Source organism: Staphylococcus caeli (assembly GCF_051413795.1).
Lineage (GTDB): Bacteria > Bacillota > Bacilli > Staphylococcales > Staphylococcaceae > Staphylococcus > Staphylococcus caeli_A.
This window is the reverse complement of the sequence record NZ_JBOIRQ010000004.1, coordinates 1-20751: the sequence shown is the minus strand read 5'-3', so window position 1 is coordinate 20751 and position 20751 is coordinate 1. Positions and strand designations below refer to the sequence as shown.

Below are 20751 nucleotides of genomic sequence, written 5' to 3'. Positions count from 1 at the left end.
ATTATTTTATCTGAATATCTAATAATAGCTATAAAATAGCTTACACAATAAAGGGCAGCTTGATTGTTGGTGATTATTGTGAGGGGCGGGAATATGAAATCAAATTATAAGATTTGGTTTCTGTACCGCTCCTTTTTTTACATAAATTCATACTTAGCATTGTATTGTTATATGATAAGAAAATGAAAAATTGAACAGTTGAAGGTGAATGAGAAATGTATAATGGTATATTACCTGTTTATAAGGAACGTGGATTAACAAGCCATGATGTAGTATTTAAATTGAGAAAAATTTTAAAAACAAAAAAAGTAGGTCATACAGGCACATTAGACCCAGAGGTATCAGGTGTACTTCCTATTTGTATCGGTGATGCTACTAAAGTAAGCGATTATGTCATGAACATGGGGAAAACCTATGAAGCTACCGTATGCCTAGGATCTACGACCACGACCGAGGATCAAACGGGTGAAGTTATAGAACGTGTAAATATTGAAAAAGATACCATTACAAGTACGCAAATTGATGACGTGTTAGTGCAGTTTCAAGGTGTGATTACACAAGTGCCACCGATGTACTCTTCTGTGAAGGTTAATGGTAAAAAATTATATGAATATGCGAGAAACAATCAAGTTGTTGAAAGGCCTGAAAGACAGGTAGTGATTAATCAGATTTCTCGCACTTCTGGGTTACGCTTTGAACATAATGACTGCGAATTTGACATTATTGTTTCATGTGGCAAAGGTACATATATTAGAACGCTAGCAACAGATATTGGTAAAGCATTAGGTTTACCTGCACATATGTCTAAACTTACACGCACGCAAAGTGGTGGCTTTGACTTGAAAGAGAGTTTATCATTAGAAGCGATACAAACGTTGCATGAGCAAGACGCGTTACAAGAAAAATTGTTTCCGATAGAATATGGTTTGAAGGGTTTAAAACAAATTGTAATATCTGATGATGAAATCAAAGGGAAAATATTGAATGGTCAGAAGTTTAATAAAGCGCAGTTCGAGCAAAATATTGATGAAATCGTTATAATGGTAGATGATACGACACAAAAAGTGTTAGCAATTTATGAACCACACCCTGAAAAAATTCATGAAATTAAACCTAAAAAGGTATTTAACTAAAGGAGTCCTACGCATGAAAGTAATAGAAATAGCACATCCAATTCAACAAGATCAATATATTACGGAAGATGTAGCCATGGCATTTGGATTTTTTGATGGTATGCATAAAGGTCATGCGAAGGTATTTGAAACTTTAGAACAAAAGGCCAAGGAATCAAATCTTAAGAAAGCCGTCATGACATTTGATCCACATCCATCTGTTGTGCTAAATCCTAAACTTAAACGTACGGATTATTTGACGCCGATTCAAGACAAAGTAGAAATATTGGAATCTTATGGTATAGATTATTGTATTATTATAAATTTTTCTTCGAAGTTTGCTGATGTTACAGCTGAAGATTTTATTAAAGAATATATTATTAAAAATCGTGTGAAAGAAGTCATTGCAGGATTTGATTTTACATTTGGTAAGTTTGGTAAAGGGAATATGATGATTCTTGATGAAATGTCTGAGTTTAATACAACAGTTGTTAGTAAACAAGAAATAGAATCGGAAAAGATTTCTACTACAGATATTAGAAAATCGCTGAAAACTGGTGATTTGCAAAAAGCAAATGAGGAACTTGACTATCGTTATCGTATTAAAGGTACGGTCGTTCAAGGGGAAAAACGAGGTAGAACAATAGGTTTTCCAACTGCTAATGTACAACCTAATGGTGACTATGTTTTACCGAAAAATGGCGTTTATGCCGTAAGTATGGAAATAGGTGCGAATAAAGAAATTTATCGTGGCGTGGCTAATGTAGGAGTGAAACCGACTTTTCATGATCCATCGAAAGCGCAAATTGTGATAGAGGTTAACTTGTTTGATTTTAGTGAAAATATATACGGTGAGCGTGTGACAGTATTTTGGCATCACTATTTGAGACCAGAAATCAAATTTGATGGTATAGACCCTTTAGTTGAACAGATGAATAAAGATAAAGAAAAAGCGAAATACTTATTATCTGTTGATTTTGGTGATGAAGTATCATATAATATTTAAGGCGAATGTGTAAATCACATTCTAGCACCTTTACCTTGGCAGTTCGAGACTCCGACGATTTGCTCGGATAAAGGCGAATAAAAATTAAAGGAGGAAATTGACAATGGCAATTTCACAAGAACGTAAAAATGAACTAATTAAAGAATATCGTACACACGAAGCGGATACTGGATCTCCAGAAGTTCAAATCGCTGTTTTAACTGCAGAAATCACTGCATTAAACGATCACTTACGTGAACACAAGAAAGATCACCATTCACGTCGTGGATTATTAAAAATGGTAGGTCGTCGTAGACACTTACTTAACTACTTACGTGATAAAGATGTTCAACGTTACCGTGAATTAATTAAATCATTAGGTATCCGTCGTTAATTTTTAAGACGTATATAGACGAGGCTGAGGCATAGTATATGTCTCAGCCTCAACTGTTATTATGATGATATTTGTTCAATTTAAATCATTTTTCTAAGTGTTCAGAGTAAGTTTGTTTAATTTATTAGATTTCTGAGCCGCTTTTTTATAAATATAGACAAGCAAAGTTTAAAAAGTAATATACTAATATAAAAATATTCTAAGAAATGATATGATAGTATTTATTAGATATATGAGAGGAGATTCGAAATGTCTCAAGAAAAAAAGGTTTTTAAAACGGAATGGGCAAATCGCTCATTAACGATTGAAACAGGACAACTTGCTAAACAAGCAAATGGTGCTGTATTAGTTCGTTATGGTGATACAGTTGTGTTATCTACCGCGGTTGCATCAAAAGAACCACGTGATGGTGACTTTTTCCCATTAATGGTAAACTACGAAGAAAAAATGTACGCAGCAGGTAAAATACCTGGTGGATTTAAAAAACGTGAAGGTCGTCCAAGCGATGAGGCTACATTAACGGCACGTTTAATCGACAGACCTATTCGTCCATTATTCCCTAAAGGTTATAAATATGATGTACAAATAATGAATACAGTGTTAAGTGCAGACCCTGATTGTTCACCAGAAATGGCAGCGATGATTGGCTCATCAATGGCGCTTAGCGTATCTGATATACCATTCCAAGGACCGATTGCCGGTGTAAACGTTGGTTATGTAGATGGTGAATATGTGATTAACCCAACGGTTGCCCAAAAAGAAGTTTCACGTCTTGACCTAGAAGTTGCAGGACATAAAGATGCTGTGAACATGGTTGAAGCAGGGGCGAGTGAAATAACAGAAAGTGAAATGTTAGAAGCAATTTTCTTTGGACATAATGAAATTCAACGATTAGTGAAATTCCAACAAGAAATTGTTGATTATATACAACCTGTTAAAAAAGAATTTGTTCCAGTTGAAAAAGATGAAGCTCTTGAAGCTAAAGTTAAGCAATTGACTGAAGAACACGGTTTAAAAGATGCAGTTTTAACATTTGATAAACAACAACGTGACATTAATTTAGATGCTTTAAAAGAAAAAGTTGCTGCAGAATTTATTGATGAAGATGATGCAGATAACGAAACACTTATTAAAGAAGTGAACGGCATTTTAAATGATTTAGTCAAAGAAGAGGTTAGAAGACTTATCGCTGAAGAGAAAATCAGACCAGATGGACGTAAAACAAATGAAATTCGTCCACTTGAATCTGAAGTAGGTATACTTCCAAGAGCACATGGTTCTGGTTTATTCACACGTGGACAAACGCAAGCCTTGTCAGTATTAACATTAGGTTCAATGAGTGAGTATCAAATACTCGATGGATTAGGTGAAGAAGAGCAAAAACGTTTCATGCATCACTATAATTTCCCTAATTATTCAGTAGGTGAAACTGGACCTGTACGTTCTCCTGGACGTCGTGAAATTGGACATGGTGCACTTGGCGAACGCGCGTTAAGTTATATCATTCCTGATTTAAAAGACTTCCCATATACTGTAAGAATTGTTAGTGAAGTATTAGAATCAAATGGTTCATCATCACAAGCTTCGATTTGTGGCTCTACTTTAGCATTAATGGATGCAGGGGTACCAATTAAAGCACCGGTTGCAGGTATTGCAATGGGCCTTGTAACACGTGATGATAGCTATACGATACTAACAGATATTCAAGGCATGGAAGACGCACTTGGAGATATGGACTTTAAAGTTGCAGGTACATCAGAAGGTATTACTGCCATTCAAATGGATATCAAAATTGATGGATTGACTAAAGAAATAATCAAAGAAGCGTTAGAACAAGCACGTGAAGGTAGACTTGCAATTTTAGATCATATGCTACAAACGATTGATACACCTCGTAACGAATTAAGTGCATTTGCACCAAAAGTAGTTACAATGACGATTAAACCAGAAAAAATCAGAGATGTCATTGGACCTGGTGGTAAGAAAATCAATGAAATTATTGATGAAACGGGCGTTAAGCTAGATATAGAACAAGATGGTACAATCTTCATCGGTGCTGTTGATAAAGATGCAATCGCACGTGCGCGTTCAATTATCGAAGATCTTACAAGAGAAGCTGAAGTTGGACAAGTTTATGAAGGGAAAGTTAAACGTATTGAAAAATATGGTGCCTTTGTTGAACTATTCCCAGGTAAAGATGCACTTGTACACATCTCACAAATTGCTAATGAACGTATTGAAAAAGTGGAAGATGTGTTGAAAGTTGGCGACACATTTAAAATAAAAGTGACTGAAATTGATAAACAAGGTCGCGTTAATGCGTCACATAAAGCGTTGCTATAGTTTAGCAGTAACAATTAATTTATATTGATTTATATAAGAAGAGACTAGCTAAATGAATGCTTGCAATCAGCAAATGCATGAAATAAGTGCATTTATTGATATGCGTGTAGTTCAGAATAACTAGTTTCTTTTTTTACATATGAAAATACAATAAAAAATATATTCCAGCGCACATAAATGAATCGCAATGAAATATGTACTATTAAATAAAAACAAGCGTGAAGGTTATATCACATTACTTTAATAGTGTACATAAAGCCTATTTTAACTTATAATAAATTATGAGTTTATATATGGACGGGGAAATTTAATAGGAGGTAACATTTTGAGTTTAATAAAGAAAAAAAACAAAAATATTCGCATCATACCACTCGGCGGAGTTGGAGAAATTGCGAAAAACATGTATATCGTCGAAGTAGACGATGAAATGTTCATGCTAGATGCTGGCTTGATGTTTCCAGAAGATGAAATGCTTGGGGTAGATATTGTAATTCCAGATATCCAATATGTCATTGAAAACAAAGAAAAATTAAAAGGTATCTTTTTAACACATGGTCATGAACACGCGATTGGTGCAGTTACGTATGTATTAGAACAAGTGGATGCACCAGTTTATGGTTCTAAATTAACGATTGCGTTAATTAAAGAGAATATGAAAGCACGTAATGTGAATAAAAAAGTGAGATATTACACAGTTAATAATGAATCTGTTATGCGTTTCAAAGGTTTTAATATCACTTTCTTTAACACGACACATAGTATTCCAGATAGCTTAGGCGTTTGTATTCATACTTCTTACGGTGCGATTGTTTACACAGGTGAATTCAAATTCGATCAAAGCTTACATGGTCATTATGCACCAGATTTGAAGAAAATGACTGAAATTGGCGAAGAAGGCGTATTTGCATTAATCAGTGACTCTACTGAGGCTGAAAAACCAGGCTATAATACACCGGAAAATGTCATTGAATCACATATGTATGATGCATTTACAAAAGTTAAAGGTAGATTGATTGTATCTTGCTATGCATCGAATTTTATACGTATTCAGCAAGTTTTAAATTTAGCACAAAGATTGAACCGTAAAGTGTCATTCTTAGGACGTTCATTAGAAAGTTCGTTTAATATTGCTAGAAAAATGGGTTATTTTGATATTTCAAAAGACTTGTTAATTCCAATTAATGAAGTTGAAAATTATCCTAAAAATGAAGTGATTATTATTGCAACAGGTATGCAAGGCGAACCTGTAGAAGCATTGAATCAAATGGCTCAACAGAAACACAAAATAATGAATATTGAACCAGGAGATTCAGTATTTTTAGCGATTACAGCTTCTGCGAATATGGAAGTTATTGTTGGTAATACGTTAAATGAACTCGTACGTGCTGGTGCAGAAATTATTCCAAACAGCAAAAAAATTCATGCTTCAAGCCATGGTTGTATGGAAGAGTTGAAGATGATGATTAATATCATGAAACCAGAATACTTTATTCCTGTAAATGGTGAATTTAAAATGCAGATTGCACATGCTAAATTAGCAAATGAATCAGGCGTACAACCTGAAAAAATCTTTTTAGTAGAAAAAGGCGATGTTGTTAATTACGATGGCGAAGAAATGATTTTAAATGAAAAAGTAAATTCTGGAAATGTTCTTATAGATGGTATTGGTGTCGGCGACGTAGGTAATATAGTCCTCAGAGACCGTCATTTATTAGCTGAAGATGGTATTTTCATTGCTGTGGTAACACTTGATCCTAAAAATAGAAGAATCGCTGCAGGACCGGAAATTCAATCTAGAGGTTTTGTATATGTTAGAGAAAGTGAAGCATTATTAAACGAAGCTGAAGAAAAAGTACGTGAAATTGTAGAATTAGGTTTACAAGAAAAACGTATTGAATGGTCAGAAATTAAACAAAGTATGCGTGATCAAATAAGTAAATTATTATTTGAGAATACAAAACGTCGTCCTATGATTATTCCAGTTATATCAGAAATTTAATTATTTCTGAACTAAACAAAGAGGTTAAGACAAACGCTAAGGTTAAATATATTTAAAAGCTGATTACATTGACATGTTGAAACATGTTGTACGAGAGATGTAACCTTTAAATTTACTGAGAGCGGTAATTGTCTTACCTCTTTTGTGTTATTATGTAAGGGTTATAAATATTAATTTATGCATTGTAATTGTACATATTAAAGGCAATAACAAATAATTTAAGTGCAAAATCAAGGGACATATTGATGTGAATTTTAGCATGTTCGCACGTAGATAAATTGAGACAAAGAGTCGAGAAGAAGGTGTAAAGTTTGGCACAGGCAAAAAAAAGAACAACTACTAAGCGTAAACCTACTACTACAAGAAAGAAAACAACGAATAAAAAGAAACAACAGGGTGATAGTCCATTAAGATATATCATAGCGATTGCTGTTTTTGTACTTGTTATATTAGGTGCTTTTCAACTTGGTATTGTGGGTACGATGATTGATAGTTTCTTTAACTATTTATTTGGTTCAAGTAGATTTTTAACATATTTACTCATTTTAATTGGTACCGTATTTATTACATATTATAAGGCTTTGCCGAAGACTAGACGAACAGTAGGAGCATTTGTATTACAAATTGCACTATTGTTAGTAACACAAATCGTATTTTATTTTACAAATAAGGTTCAAGCACAACGAGAGCCAGTATTATCTTTTGTGTATAAATCATATGAACATTCGCATTTTCCTAATTTTGGTGGTGGCTTAATTGGACATTATTTACTAGCTTTGTTCATTCCGCTCATTTCTATTGTGGGTATTATTATAGTGACAATTTTATTGATTGCTTCTAGTATTATTTTACTGTTAAAGCAAAAACATCGCGATGTTTCTAAAGTATTTTTTGAAATGCTAAAAATAAAAAGCCAAGATGCTTCAGCGAATTATAAAGAAAAGAGACAACAAAACAAAGTTAAAAAAGATGCCAAGGCACGTGTAAAAGCAGAGAAAAAAGCTGAGCAGGCACAACGCTTAGAAGCGACTAGAGCAGATACTGGCGATGATGACATAAAAGATGTTAGTGAGTTACAAGAGGTTTCTAACTCAAATTCTGAAATGCAGTCATCGATCCCAATTTATGGTCATAGTGACAATGAAGAAGAGGTAGCACAGACGAATTCTTCCCAAAAAAGTAGTCGTTCGAGTCGCAAGCGTATGTTTGACCATGAAGATACTGCTAATCAAAATACTTCACAACCAATGTCGGATGCTGATTTAACGTCATTAGATCAAGCTATGGATAGTAATCAAGATAGCGATGAAGCGCAAGGTGAAGCGGTAAATTCAATTTCTGAAGCAGGAGAAGTTGAAAATGAAGCTTATACTGTACCGCCATTATCATTACTAAATCAACCTGCCAAACAAAAAGCAACATCTAAAGCTGAAGTTCAGAAAAAGGGCCAACTCTTAGAAACAACACTTAAAAATTTCGGTGTGGATGCTAGAGTGACGCAAATTAAAATCGGACCTGCAGTTACACAATATGAAATACAGCCAGCACAAGGTGTTAAAGTAAGTAAAATTGTAAACTTGCATAATGATATTGCTTTAGCATTGGCAGCGAAAGATATAAGAATTGAAGCGCCAATTCCAGGGCGTTCAGCAGTTGGGATTGAAGTTCCGAATGATAAAATTTCACTTGTGTCATTAAAAGAGGTACTAGATGAAAAATTCCCGGCTAAAAACAAGTTGGAAGTAGGGTTAGGTAGAGATATTTCAGGTGATCCAATAACGGTAGAATTAAATAAAATGCCGCACTTATTAGTAGCTGGTTCAACAGGTAGCGGGAAGTCCGTTTGTATAAATGGCATTATTACAAGTATTTTATTGAATGCGAAGCCGCACGAAGTAAAACTTATGTTAATAGACCCGAAAATGGTAGAATTGAACGTATATAATGGTATTCCTCACTTACTCATTCCAGTGGTTACGAATCCACACAAAGCATCTCAGGCTTTAGAGAAAGTCGTTGCTGAGATGGAACGTCGTTACGATTTATTCCAACATTCTTCAACAAGAAATATTGAAGGATATAACGAAGCGATTAGACGTCAAAATATGGAAATGGAAGAAAAGCAATCTGAATTACCATATATTGTTGTAATTGTAGATGAATTAGCCGATTTAATGATGGTAGCAGGAAAAGAAGTTGAAAATGCCATTCAACGTATTACACAGATGGCACGTGCTGCGGGTATTCATTTGATAATTGCAACGCAAAGACCTTCTGTAGACGTTATTACTGGATTAATTAAGAATAATATTCCTAGCAGAATTGCTTTTGCAGTAAGTTCACAAATTGATTCTAGAACCATTATTGATAGCAGTGGTGCTGACAAATTGTTAGGAAAAGGCGATATGCTTTACGTAGCAAATGGTGGTTCTACGAGAACGCGAGTACAAGGTGCATTTTTAAGTGATCAAGAAGTTCAAGACGTTGTAAATTATGTCGTTGAACAGCAAAAAGCAAATTATGTGAAAGAAATGGAACCTGATGCTCCCGTTGAAAAATCAGAAATGAAGAGTGAAGATGCGTTATATGATGAAGCATATCTATTTGTTCTTGAACAACAAAAAGCAAGTACGTCATTGTTACAAAGACAATTTAGAATTGGCTATAACCGTGCTTCACGATTAATGGATGATTTAGAACGTAATCAAGTAATTGGACCACAAAAAGGTAGTAAACCTAGACAAATATTAGTGGATTTAGATAGTGATGAGGTGTAAATATGGAATTGACTTCTGTTTATAAAGTAAAAGAGTGGATGATTCAACAAATTAAAGCTGGTAAGTTACAACATGGAGAACCACTGCCAAGTAATTTAGCGATTGCGAGAACATTAAATGTAAAAACAGACGATGTCTATGATGCAGTAGATGAATTGATTACAGAACAAGTCCTATCGAATAACTTAGAAGAAGGTGCATGTGTTAAATCACTGCACCCATTCTATTATCCTTTAGGAGAGGTTGTAAGTATCAGTAAGATGATTGAGGATCAAGGTTATAAGGCAGGTACGGAATATATTAGCTTTGATGAAAAACCAGCTACCTCTTTAGATGCTATGCGTTTAAAGATTGCAGATAAAGCATATGTGACAATTATTGAACGGGTGCGTACAGCTGACAATAATCCAGTTGTGTATTGCTTAGATAAATTGCCTACAGAGTCACTAACTTGTGCAGAATATCAAAATAGTGATGAATCATTATTGGATGCTATAGAAGCATATACAAATAGAAAAGTGGCTTATGCCGATACAGAAATGGAAGCAATTAGTTACGAGCCACATATTTCGGATGTACTTGGTGCATCACCACATGAAGGGCTAATGCTATTGAAGTTAGTACACTATGATAAAGATAATCAACCGATACTTTATTCATTTAATTATTTCAAAAGTAGTTTAGTAAAATTTAAAACGGTTAAAAACAGATTATAATAATAAATTTATGGAAGTGAGGCATGATATTTTGAACACTGAGAACATACAAGACGATATACATATTAATGTAATGCCAACAACAAAATTTAAAACGACAACAATTACATTGAAATTCATGGCACCTTTAGACAGTAAAACAACGACAGCACGTTCTATTTTAAGTAAATTGTTGGTACGCGCTACGAAAGAGTGGCCGACAGATAAAGCATCTAATCGACATCTATCTCAACTATACGGAGCATATGTAAACAGTTTTGTAACTAAATTTAAAGATAAACATGTAATTACGATTTCATTGGAACTTGTAAATGAACGTTACTTAAAAGATCAAACGCCTTTATTTGAAAAAGGATTAAACTTACTTAAAGAAATGATTTGGAACCCACTGATTACAGATGGCCGTTTTGATGATGTATTTGTCGCACAAGAAAAATCATTATTAACAAAAAAATTAGAAGCGATGGTCGATAATAAATCACAAATATCATTCTTGAATTTACTTAAAAACATGTTTGGAGAACAACCATATCGCCATTTAGCAACTGGTCAAGTTGAATACATATCAAGCATCACACCAGAAACTTTATATCATACATATCAATCTATGTTACAAAATGACTATTGTGCTGTATATGTAGTAGGTAATGTAGATGAATTGCAAGTAAAACAACAATTACAATCTTACTTTAATATTAAACCATTTCAGTTTGAGTTAACCCAAACTGCCGTACCAACACCAAAGTCACAAATGCCACTTGAAGTTATTGAAAAAGACGATGTAGATCAAGCAAAATTAAATATGGGATTCAGATTGCCAGCACAATATGGCGACGCAGATTATTTTGCCATGGTAGTGTTTAATGTCATGTTTGGAGGAGATCCATCTTCGGTACTATTTAATGAAGTACGAGAAAAACAAAGTTTAGCATATTCTATCCATTCACAGATTGATGCTAAAAATGGTTATATGTTTGTACTTAGTGGTGTCTCTGCAGATAAATACGACATTGCCAAAGATACTATAATTGCTGAATTTGAAAAATTTCAAAATGGTCAGTTTGAGGAAGAAAAATTAGCGCTAGCCAAAAAAGTAATTTTATCGCAAAGACAAGAATCACACGATAGGCCGAAGAGTATTATTGAAATTTTAAACAATAATATTTTATTGGATACACCTATGAGTGAAGATGATTATTTATCTGGTATACAACAAGTAACTAAAGAAGATGTTCAACAATTGGCACAGAAAGTTACGTTAGATACTATTTATATTTTGACAAAAGGAGGTAATGAATAATGCGAGAAACATATTATGAACAAATAGATGAGCGCGTTTTCGAAGCAGAATTAAATAACGGACTCAAATTATTCATTATTCCTAAAAAAGGTTTTCAAAAAACGTTTGTGACATATACTACAAAGTTTGGCTCACTAGATAATAAATTCAAGCCACATGGTAGTGATACGTTTGTTACAGTGCCTGATGGCGTCGCACATTTTTTAGAACATAAACTATTTGAGAATGACGATTCTGGTGAAGACTTGTTTACGGCGTTTGCTGAAGATAATGCTCAAGTAAATGCATTTACAAGTTTCGATCGGACAAGTTACTTATTTAGTGCAACTGATCATGTAGAACGTAATATTATACGACTGTTAACTATGGTCGAATCACCTTACTTTACGAAAGAAACTGTAGATAAAGAAAAAGGTATTATTGCTGAAGAAATTAAAATGTATCAAGAACAACCGGGATATAAATTAATGTTTAACACATTGAAAGCGATGTACGATACACACCCGATACGTGTAGACATTGCTGGTAGTGTGGAAAGTATTTATGAAATAACGAAAGATGATTTGTACTTATGTTATGAAACTTTCTATCATCCATCTAATATGGTTCTTTTTGTTGTGGGTGATGTTGATGTATCTCATATTTACGATGTGATTGCTACACATGAAGCACAGCGTGATAAAGTTGCTCAACCGCAAATTGTTAGAGATGCATTAGTAGAAAAAGCAACGGTTAATGAAGTTAAAGTTTCAGAAACGATGAAGCTACAATCACCTAGACTCATGTTAGGGTTTAAAAATAAACCACTCACGGAAGAACCAGATGCTGCATTTGTTAAACGTGATTTAGAAATGACTCTTTTTTATGAAATGTTATTTGGCGAAGAGACTGACTTTTATCAATCATTACTGAATGAAGACTTGATTGATGAGACATTCGGATATCAATTCGTGTTAGAACCGACATACAGCTTCTCTGTAATCACTAGCGCTACGCAATATCCAGATAAATTAAAAGCTGTACTTATATCTGAAATTGAAAAATATCAAGGCAATTTGACTGATGTAGAAGCATTTGATTTATTGAAAAAACAATTTATTGGCGAATTTATCTCAGGTTTGAATTCTCCAGAATATATTGCCAACCAATACACAAAACTTTATTTTGAAGGTGTAAGTTTATTTGATCTGTTAGAAATTGTGGAAAGTATTACGTTAGAAAGCGTTAATGAAACCTCACAAATGTGTTTAAATATGGCACAAGTTGTCGACAGTCGCTTGGAGATGAAATAACATGAGAGCCTTAGTAATGGGTGGTTCCGGTACAATAGGTTCAGCTATAGTAGATCGTTTGTTAGATGATGGTTATGAAGTGATTGTACATTACCACTGCGCTGATATTGATGTATTGCAGCAACGTTATCGTGAACAGCCAGTCCAATTCATCCAGTTGGATTTAACGCAAGATGTGCATTTAGAAACCCATTTACAATTTATTAAGCATCTTGATTGCCTCGTTTATGCACCAGGTACAGCACTTTATGGTCAATTGCAAGATATGTCAGACACAATGATTGATACTTGTTACCATTTACATGTAAGGCAAATGATTAGAATTTGTCGTTATTTCACAGACCAGTTAAGACAAAGTGATTCTGGGCGCATAGTCATTATTTCATCAATATGGGGTGAAACGGGTGCTAGCATGGAATCAGTCTATTCTGCGATGAAGGGTGCACAGATTGCTTTTGTTAAAGCTTTAAGTCAAGAATTAGCGATGACATTAGTTACCGTAAATGCAATTGCACCTGGCTTTGTAAAAGGGAACATGGCAAACGTATGGACGGATGATGAACTAACAGAAATTAGAAACTCGTTGCCACAGCAAAGATTGATTGATCCTATTGAAATTGCGCATACTTGTAGTTACTTGTGTCATCCACTAGCCAAGAGTATTACGGGGACAATCCAAAAAGTAAATGGTGCTTGGTACTTATAAAATTTTAAATAATATTTGGAAAATAAACCAACTCCGAAACATTCAATGATATAATATGTGTACAATAATTTAACATTTTATATGACAAATGAAACTAGCAATAAATAAACTTATAGTTATTAAATGCTATTAGATATATGATTTAAGTCTATAGTATGCGTTCTTTAAACAAAGGGGTGTTTATTTCATGGCAGTAGCTACAAAAAAAGAATGGTATTTAGAATATAAGATAACAATGAACCGTGCAGGTCTCTTAGGCGACATATCAAGTTTGTTAGGTATGATGGGGATTAGTATCGTTACTATTAATGGTATTGATGAAGGACGAAGAGGTCTTTTAATTAAATCTGATAGTCTTGATAAAGTACATCGTTTTGAAAATATTGTTACAGAAATAGATGATATTTCAATTACAAAATTGAGACAGCCAGAATTACGTGATCGCTTAGCGGTCAGACATGGTCGATACATAGAGCAAGATGCTGATGACAAGAAAACCTTCCGTTTCGAAAGAGATGACTTAGGTTTACTCGTGGATTTTATGGCCGAATTATTTAAAGAAAATGGACATAAACTTATTGGTATTAGAGGAATGCCTAGAGTAGGCAAGACTGAATCTATTGTAGCAGGTAGTGTCTGTGCACATAAGAGATGGTTATTCATTAGCTCTACGTTAATCAAGCAAACGGTTCGAAGTTCTTTAATTAAAGGTGAATATGATTCTGACCATGTTTATATTATTGATGGTGCTGTTACAGCCAGAGAATCTAATCAAAAACATCAAGAGTTAGTTAAAGAAGTGATGAGTTTACCTGCAATCAAAGTAGTAGAACACCCAGATCTTTTTGTAGAAACAAGTGACTATGAAATGAGTGATTTTGATTATATTATTGAATTACGAGAAAATAAAAATCAAGAAATTCAATATGAAGAAATGAAAAAGCAGACCGTTAAAAGTAAAAATAACCTAGACTTTGGTAATGATACATTTGGCGGCGGTTTTGGATTTTTTGAATAATTGATGAATGATAAGTGAGGAGGACTAACCATTGAATTTAGTTGGTCAAACGTTAAAAGGACGACGAGAACGTTTAGGAATGACGCTCACTGAATTAGAGTCACGAACACAAATTAAACGTCAAACTTTAACAATTATTGAGAATAATGATTTTGAATCATTAAATAATGTGAATTATGCTGAAGGTTTCATCAGAAAATATGCACAAGCTGTTAATATTGACTCAGTGCAATTGATAGAAGCGCATAGAGATGAAATTCCAAATAATGACGAAACTATGCAACAAACAATTAATGCCTTCTCACAAGAAGATAAACCTTCGTATCGTAGTAAGAACAAAGAACCTATGCAGGTAGCAATTGTTGTATGTTTAGCTGTTGTTATTTCAGCATTATTATGGATTTTTTCAGTTTTGATTTTTTAGAAACAGTACTTTATAAATAAATATTAGATATATATAGAAAAGAGGACTTTTTATGAATATACCGAATTGGATAACTGTTTTCAGAGTTATACTAATTCCAATATTTCTTCTATTTGCACTTGCAGATTTTGGTTTTGGTAACATTTCATTTCTAGGTGGGAATGAAATAAGAATAGAATTACTTATTAGTGGAATTGTTTTTATTGTTGCATCACTTAGTGATTTTGTGGACGGATATTTAGCTAGAAAATGGAATCTTGTAACGAATATGGGGAAATTCCTAGATCCATTAGCTGATAAATTACTTGTTTCTAGTGCTCTAATTGCGTTGGTTCAAGTTGATTTAACGAATTCTATAGTTGCAATTATTATTATTGCACGTGAATTTGCAGTGACTGGCTTACGTTTATTACAAATTGAACAAGGTTTTGTAAGTGCTGCAGGGCAATTAGGTAAGATTAAGACGGCAGTTACAATGGTAGCAATTGTATGGATTCTACTAGGTGATCCATTAGCTATATGGATTGGTTTCCAATTAGGTCAAGTAATGCTATATATTGGCGTAGTATTCACTATCTTATCTGGAATAGAATATTTCTATAAAGGTCGCGACGTATTTAAAGCAAAATAATAATACCTAAAAGAAGCATGAGTTCATGCTTCTCAGACTGTCGACAAAGTCTCCGACTTTGTTGGCAGTTTTTTTATGCACGCTTTCCGCGGGCACTGCCTTAGCCTGTAGTCTTCGGCTAGTGCTATTCCCGCAGGAGTCGGCATAAATTACTGCCAATATTATACACAAAATATTATATGTAAATTAAAGATTGGTGGTGTTTATTATGCTAAATAAATCAATTGATAAAAGAGATCAATATGAAATGATCTCTATCTCTGAATTAGTCCTTAATAATCATTTATTACGTAAAGTCGATGCGATATTAGATTTAAACTTTGTATATGAACTTGTCGAAGACAAATACTGTCTAATGGTAGACCATTAATAGACCTTGTTATTTTAGTGAAGATATTACTCACACAAAGATTATTTGGTATTAAATCAATGAGACAAACAATTAAAGAAATAGAAACAAGTGTAGCAGAACTCATGCTTCTTTTTTTTATTTAATTCAAATAAGTGAAATTGCAGCTTAAAAAGTTGAAAGCTAATTTTTCGTTTTTTGGAGTTTCTCATTTTATAATAAAGGGAAGTAGACATATATTGTTAATAAATGCATGCTTTTCGTTAAATGTTAAAAGGTGCATTTGATACTAGGAGGATGTAGTGTGAATATCTCTATTATTGCAGTAGGATCAGAATTATTGTTAGGTCAAATTGCAAATACCAATGGCCAATATTTATCAAAATTGTTTAACGAAGCTGGACACAATGTTGTAGAACATACAGTAATTGGAGACAATCCAGAGCGTTTAGAGAACGTAATAGAACATGCTATGTCAAAGTATGATTCAGTGATACTTACTGGTGGTTTAGGACCAACAAAAGATGATTTGACGAAACATACAGTAGCTAAATTATTAGGAAAAGAATTGGTCATCAATCAACATGCGCTAGACTATATTGAACAGTATTTTAATGAGCAAGGTACAGAAATGACACCAAATAATCGTCAGCAAGCACTTGTGATTGAGGGTTCACATGTATTAGAAAACAAAAATGGCATGGCACCCGGTATGTTAGTTGAACAAGATAGCAAGCGTATTGCATTGTTGCCCGGGCCACCAAAAGAAATGAAGCCAATGGCTAAAGAAGCGTTATTACCATATTTTCTAAATGGTGAACGCACGATATTTTCAGAGTCATTACGTTTTGCTGGAATTGGTGAATCAAAAGTCGAAACAGAATTATTAGATTTAATTGATAATCAATCAAATCCAACGATTGCACCCTTGGCTGGGACTCATGAAGTTAATGTAAGATTAACAGCTAATGGTGAAACAGAGCGAGCTTGTAAAGCATTGATCGCACCAATAAAAGCTCAAATTTTACAACGTATTGGCCAATATTATTACGGTTCAGATGATGATTTGCTAGAGCAAGCATTTATGGAAAATGTTTCCCATACATTTGCAGTATATGATGGTGTAACTGAAGGTATTTTGTACTCAAGAATGAAAGATTTTGATACAGATAACACACTTAAAGGAATGCTGTCTCATCACGAGCAATTTGTAGCTTCCCGTGATACGATTGAAGCGCAACTTTCTATTACAGCTAATATTGTTAAAGATTTATTTGCAACAGATATTGGAATTTCAATTTTGCATGAAAATGATTCAGTTTATTTAGGCATTTTAAAACATAAACAATTAACGATCCAGACATTCAAAATGCCGCAAAGACGAAATTTAATAAAAAGCAGAACACCAAATTATGTGTTAATTAGACTACTAAATTGGTTTAAATAGATACGAACATGTATCAAAAAACAATATTTTTAGTACATGTGTTCTATTTTTGTTTGTGATGTTTTAAAGTTTAGCGAACAAATATTCGCAAAATGCTTGCGGAATTATTTAAATCAAGGTATAGTATGTATAAGATATTTTTCAGAGATAAAACTCATTTAGGAGGTCCAGCATTGGATAACGATCGTCAGAAAGCTTTAGATACGGTAATTAAAAATATGGAAAAATCATTTGGTAAAGGTGCAGTAATGAAATTAGGCGATAATAAAGGTCGTCGTGTATCAAGTGTATCAAGTGGTTCAGTAACTTTAGATAATGCATTAGGTGTAGGTGGATACCCTAAAGGTAGAATTGTTGAAATATATGGTCCTGAAAGTTCAGGTAAAACGACTGTGGCACTTCACGCAATTGCGGAAGTTCAAAAAAATGGTGGCGTAGCAGCTTTTATTGATGCTGAGCACGCATTAGATCCTGTTTATGCAGAAGCATTAGGTGTAGATATTCAAAACCTTTATCTTTCACAACCAGACCATGGTGAGCAAGGTTTAGAAATTGCAGAAGCATTCGTTAGAAGTGGCGCTGTAGATATCGTTGTAGTTGACTCAGTTGCTGCCTTAACACCTAAAGCTGAAATTGAAGGTGAAATGGGTGACACACATGTTGGTTTACAAGCACGTTTGATGTCACAAGCACTTAGAAAACTTTCCGGTGCGATTTCAAAATCAAATACGACAGCAATATTTATCAACCAAATTCGTGAAAAAGTAGGGGTTATGTTCGGTAATCCTGAAGTAACACCAGGTGGGCGTGCGTTAAAATTCTATAGTTCAGTGCGTTTAGAAGTACGTCGTGCCGAGCAATTGAAACAAGGCCAAGAAATTGTAGGTAACAGAACGAAAATTAAAGTTGTAAAAAATAAAGTAGCACCACCATTTAGAATTGCAGAAGTTGATATCATGTACGGTAAAGGTATCTCTAAAGAAGGCGAATTAATAGACCTTGGTGCTGAGCATGAAATTGTTGATAAATCCGGTGCTTGGTATTCTTATAATGGAGAGCGCATGGGGCAAGGTAAAGAAAACGTTAAATCTTACCTTAAAGAAAATCCAACGATTAAAAATGAAATTGATCAAAAATTACGTGAGAAATTAGGCATTTTTGATGGTGATGTTGAAGAAACGGAAGCTGAGAAACCAGCAACGTTATTTGACGAAGAATAATCGATATTAATTATATAGAGATAAATTATAAAATAAGTGTACATTATAAAAAATGTGCACTTATTTTTGTTTTTACATAAGAATTTCAAAATATTATATGAAAAGTTTTTTCATTCTAAAAATGTTGCTAATTAAGGACCAGCAATTGCTAAAGTGCATTTAGTGTAAAAGAGTTGTTTCAAATATTGAATTAATGTATATGGAAACCTTGACACCACTTAGTTTAAAACCGTACAATTACATTGTATGATTCTTATATAACTTCATATAATCATATTGAATTTGATATACAGAGCAAAATCCTAGATAAAAGGGGGTGTTTGTGTGAATTTATTAAGCCTCCTACTCATTTTGCTAGGTATTATTCTCGGAGTTGTTGTAGGGTATCTAATTGCCCGAAATTTGTTGCATCAAAAGCAAATACAAGCAAGACAAACTGCTAAAGATATTATCGAGCAAGGTAATAAAGAAGCAGAGAATATTAAGAAGGAAAAGCTCCTAGAAGCAAAAGAAGAAAACCAAATCATCAAAGAACAAAGTGAAAACGAACTTCGTGAAAGACGCGGTGAACTTCAAAGACAGGAAGCAAGACTTCTACAAAAAGAAGAAAACTTAGAGCGAAAATCTGATCTGTTAGACAAAAAGGATGAGATTTTAGAGCAAAAAGAGTCTAAACTTGAAGAACGACAACAACAAGTAGATGCAAAAGAGAGTAGTGTTCAAACATTAATAAATAAGCATGAACAAGAATTAGAACGCATCTCTGGTCTCACTCAAGAAGAAGCAGCTCAAGAGCAACTTCAAAGAGTTGAAGATGAATTGTCACAAGATATTGCAATACTTGTTAAGGAAAAAGAGAGAGAAGCAAAAGAAGCAGTCGATAAAAATGCAAAAGAGTTATTAGCAACTACTGTTCAAAGATTAGCAGCAGAACATACTTCTGAATCAACAGTTTCCGTTGTTAATTTACCGAATGACGAAATGAAAGGTCGAATCATTGGTAGAGAAGGTAGAAATATCAGAACGTTAGAAACGTTAACAGGTATTGACTTAATTATAGATGATACGCCAGAAGCAGTAATTCTTTCTGGTTTTGACCCAATTAGACGTGAAATTGCAAGAACTGCATTAGTAAATCTTGTTTCGGATGGTCGAATCCATCCTGGACGTATAGAAGATATGGTTGATAAAGCTCGTAAAGAAGTAGACGACATCATTCGTGATGCAGGTGAACAAGCTACATTTGAAATTAATGTGCATAATATGCATCCAGATTTAGTGAAAATCTTGGGTCGTTTACAATATCGTACAAGCTATGGACAAAATGTATTAAAACACTCCATTGAAGTTGCACACTTAAGTGGAATGTTAGCTGCAGAATTAGGTGAAGATATTACGTTAGCTAAACGTGCCGGATTACTTCATGATGTTGGTAAAGCAATTGACCATGAAGTTGAAGGTAGCCATGTTGAAATTGGTGTTGAGTTAGCTAAAAAATATGCAGAAAATGATACGGTAATTAATGCTATCCATTCTCACCATGGTGATGTAGAGCCAACTTCTATTATTTCTATACTTGTAGCAGCAGCTGATGCTTTATCTGCTGCAAGACCAGGTGCTCGTAAAGAGACATTAGAAAATTATATAAGAAGATTGGAAAGACTAGAAACACTGTCAGAAGGTTATGAAGGTGTTGAAAAAGCATTTGCCATCCAAGCAGGTCGAGAAATACGAGTGATTGTATCACCAGAAACTATCGACGACTTAAAATCACATCGCTTAGCAAGAGATATTAAGCGCCAAATTGAAGATGAGCTTCAATATCCTGGCCATATAAAAGTGACAGTTGTTCGTGAGACTAGAGCAATTGAATATGCAAAATAAAAATTACTTATTAAACATTTAATATTGAGTTTTCAACAAACTAAGCTAAACAATGCTTAGTTTGTTTTTTTATATGACGGATTGTAATATTAAGTGCAACACTCTTAAAATTTCATAAAAAAAATGCCCATAAACGGCACTCTATTGTAAGATG

At 33.8% G+C, this 20751-nt stretch carries 18 protein-coding genes; all 18 read left to right on the top strand.

Annotated elements, in window-relative coordinates:
- Positions 1-215 precede the first annotated feature (215 nt).
- The 18 genes from truB (at position 216) to rny (ending at position 20597) form a co-directional block, all read left to right on the top strand.
- Entirely contained in the window at positions 216-1133 is a 918-nt protein-coding gene (gene truB, locus ACSULM_RS03485) for a tRNA pseudouridine(55) synthase TruB (protein ID WP_436860622.1), read from the top strand.
- A 13-nt stretch (positions 1134-1146) separates the two neighbouring features.
- Positions 1147-2118 carry a bifunctional riboflavin kinase/FAD synthetase gene (locus tag ACSULM_RS03480; protein ID WP_436853713.1) on the top strand — a complete coding sequence of 324 codons (972 nt, stop codon included), beginning with the start codon at positions 1147-1149 and terminating at the stop codon, positions 2116-2118.
- A gap of 103 nt (positions 2119-2221) precedes the next feature.
- Positions 2222-2491, top strand: coding sequence for a 30S ribosomal protein S15 (rpsO, locus tag ACSULM_RS03475; protein ID WP_436853714.1), 270 nt, complete (start codon positions 2222-2224; stop codon positions 2489-2491).
- A gap of 249 nt (positions 2492-2740) precedes the next feature.
- On the top strand, positions 2741-4834 hold the full coding sequence (pnp, locus tag ACSULM_RS03470) for a polyribonucleotide nucleotidyltransferase (RefSeq protein WP_436860620.1): 2094 nt from the start codon (positions 2741-2743) through the stop codon (positions 4832-4834).
- 325 nt (positions 4835-5159) lie between these two features.
- A complete protein-coding gene (rnjB, locus tag ACSULM_RS03465) occupies positions 5160-6833 on the top strand; it encodes a ribonuclease J2 (RefSeq protein WP_436860618.1) in 1674 nt (557 codons plus the stop codon).
- A gap of 311 nt (positions 6834-7144) precedes the next feature.
- Complete coding sequence (locus ACSULM_RS03460; protein WP_436860617.1) at positions 7145-9610, top strand: DNA translocase FtsK; 2466 nt, start codon at positions 7145-7147, stop codon at positions 9608-9610.
- A 2-nt stretch (positions 9611-9612) separates the two neighbouring features.
- Entirely contained in the window at positions 9613-10326 is a 714-nt protein-coding gene (locus ACSULM_RS03455; RefSeq protein ID WP_436853718.1) for a GntR family transcriptional regulator, read from the top strand.
- Positions 10327-10336: 10 nt separating this feature from the next.
- Positions 10337-11626, top strand: coding sequence for an EF-P 5-aminopentanol modification-associated protein YfmF (gene yfmF, locus ACSULM_RS03450; RefSeq protein ID WP_436860615.1), 1290 nt, complete (start codon positions 10337-10339; stop codon positions 11624-11626).
- Positions 11626-12918: an EF-P 5-aminopentanol modification-associated protein YfmH gene (gene yfmH, locus ACSULM_RS03445; RefSeq protein ID WP_436860614.1), complete on the top strand. Its 1293-nt coding sequence runs from the start codon at positions 11626-11628 to the stop codon at positions 12916-12918. Before yfmF ends, yfmH begins: the two co-directional genes overlap by 1 nt.
- A 1-nt stretch (position 12919) precedes the next feature.
- Complete coding sequence (gene ymfI / locus ACSULM_RS03440) at positions 12920-13624, top strand: elongation factor P 5-aminopentanone reductase (RefSeq protein ID WP_436860612.1); 705 nt, start codon at positions 12920-12922, stop codon at positions 13622-13624.
- Between the two features lie 187 nt (positions 13625-13811).
- The gene (locus tag ACSULM_RS03435; RefSeq protein ID WP_436860610.1) at positions 13812-14642 is read left to right on the top strand and encodes a DUF3388 domain-containing protein; all 831 of its coding nucleotides are present in this window, start codon (positions 13812-13814) and stop codon (positions 14640-14642) included.
- A 31-nt stretch (positions 14643-14673) separates the two neighbouring features.
- A complete protein-coding gene (locus ACSULM_RS03430; RefSeq protein WP_436860608.1) occupies positions 14674-15066 on the top strand; it encodes a helix-turn-helix domain-containing protein in 393 nt (130 codons plus the stop codon).
- 52 nt (positions 15067-15118) lie between these two features.
- Complete coding sequence (gene pgsA, locus ACSULM_RS03425; RefSeq protein ID WP_436860606.1) at positions 15119-15697, top strand: CDP-diacylglycerol--glycerol-3-phosphate 3-phosphatidyltransferase; 579 nt, start codon at positions 15119-15121, stop codon at positions 15695-15697.
- A 208-nt stretch (positions 15698-15905) separates the two neighbouring features.
- On the top strand, positions 15906-16067 hold the full coding sequence (locus ACSULM_RS03420) for a hypothetical protein (protein WP_436860604.1): 162 nt from the start codon (positions 15906-15908) through the stop codon (positions 16065-16067).
- A 17-nt stretch (positions 16068-16084) separates the two neighbouring features.
- Positions 16085-16192, top strand: a complete 108-nt coding sequence (locus ACSULM_RS03415; protein ID WP_436860603.1) for a hypothetical protein — start codon at positions 16085-16087, stop codon at positions 16190-16192.
- Positions 16193-16350: 158 nt separating this feature from the next.
- Positions 16351-17493, top strand: coding sequence for a CinA family nicotinamide mononucleotide deamidase-related protein (locus ACSULM_RS03410; RefSeq protein WP_436860600.1), 1143 nt, complete (start codon positions 16351-16353; stop codon positions 17491-17493).
- Positions 17494-17666: 173 nt separating this feature from the next.
- Positions 17667-18713 (top strand): recombinase RecA, encoded by a 1047-nt coding sequence (gene recA, locus ACSULM_RS03405; protein ID WP_436860598.1) that lies wholly within the window; start codon positions 17667-17669, stop codon positions 18711-18713.
- A 324-nt stretch (positions 18714-19037) separates the two neighbouring features.
- A complete protein-coding gene (rny, locus tag ACSULM_RS03400) occupies positions 19038-20597 on the top strand; it encodes a ribonuclease Y (protein WP_436860595.1) in 1560 nt (519 codons plus the stop codon).
- The last annotated feature ends 154 nt before the right edge of the window (positions 20598-20751 follow it).

Excerpts from the sequence above, each read along its gene's own strand:
- truB (WP_436860622.1), top strand. The coding sequence starts at position 216 with ATGTATAATGGTATATTACCTGTTTATAAGGAACGTGGATTAACAAGC.
- ACSULM_RS03480 (WP_436853713.1), top strand. The coding sequence starts at position 1,147 with ATGAAAGTAATAGAAATAGCACATCCAATTCAACAAGATCAATATATT.
- rpsO (WP_436853714.1), top strand. The coding sequence starts at position 2,222 with ATGGCAATTTCACAAGAACGTAAAAATGAACTAATTAAAGAATATCGT.
- pnp (WP_436860620.1), top strand. The coding sequence starts at position 2,741 with ATGTCTCAAGAAAAAAAGGTTTTTAAAACGGAATGGGCAAATCGCTCA.
- ACSULM_RS03455 (WP_436853718.1), top strand. The coding sequence starts at position 9,613 with ATGGAATTGACTTCTGTTTATAAAGTAAAAGAGTGGATGATTCAACAA.
- yfmF (WP_436860615.1), top strand. The coding sequence starts at position 10,337 with ATGGAAGTGAGGCATGATATTTTGAACACTGAGAACATACAAGACGAT.
- yfmH (WP_436860614.1), top strand. The coding sequence starts at position 11,626 with ATGCGAGAAACATATTATGAACAAATAGATGAGCGCGTTTTCGAAGCA.
- ymfI (WP_436860612.1), top strand. The coding sequence starts at position 12,920 with ATGAGAGCCTTAGTAATGGGTGGTTCCGGTACAATAGGTTCAGCTATA.
- ACSULM_RS03435 (WP_436860610.1), top strand. The coding sequence starts at position 13,812 with ATGGCAGTAGCTACAAAAAAAGAATGGTATTTAGAATATAAGATAACA.
- pgsA (WP_436860606.1), top strand. The coding sequence starts at position 15,119 with ATGAATATACCGAATTGGATAACTGTTTTCAGAGTTATACTAATTCCA.
- ACSULM_RS03420 (WP_436860604.1), top strand. The coding sequence starts at position 15,906 with ATGCTAAATAAATCAATTGATAAAAGAGATCAATATGAAATGATCTCT.